This window comes from Rhizobium redzepovicii, from assembly GCF_019793435.1.
In the GTDB taxonomy this organism is placed as follows: domain Bacteria; phylum Pseudomonadota; class Alphaproteobacteria; order Rhizobiales; family Rhizobiaceae; genus Rhizobium; species Rhizobium redzepovicii.
Genome location: NZ_JAILYH010000080.1, coordinates 1 through 450, shown reverse-complemented (window position 1 = coordinate 450; position 450 = coordinate 1). Strand labels below are relative to the sequence as shown.

Annotated in this window: 1 protein-coding gene; it reads right to left on the bottom strand. The window is 62.7% G+C overall.

The window, feature by feature from the left end:
* Window positions 1-450 (bottom strand): TIGR02444 family protein (locus K6N12_RS33660; protein ID WP_222149181.1); only part of this gene is annotated, 450 nt, incomplete at both ends.

Sequence of the window (450 nt, the reverse complement as noted above, 5' to 3'; positions counted from 1 at the left end):
ATCAACGCCCCTGCCTTGGGTTCCGGCATGGCAATCGTTTCGAGATAACGGGCTGCCAGCCCGCCCGGCCCTTCGAGCGGGAGAAAGTCGTCGGCCAGACGCCGGACCTGCAACCGTTCCGACTCCAGCTCCGCTGCCTTGATCTGCTCGTAAAATTCAATCTCTGCCGTGTTCCTGCGGCCTTGACGCAGGGTTAGCCGAAGATGTCGCAACGGCAGGACGAAAAGCGAGCGCCATTCGCCGGCACGGTCCAGAAGCCGCCGCATCTCGCAGTCATCCGCGCCGTGTCCGTCACTATCCGCAAGAGCGAAGAACAGCAGTGACGGCACGTCCACCGCATGACGCGTCTGGGCTTCGAGGCACAAGGACGCGATGCCGGGCTCACCATAGAGCCGGACCATGGCATCGAACACGTTGGCACAGAAAACAGTGCGCCTCGCAGCTCCGGTA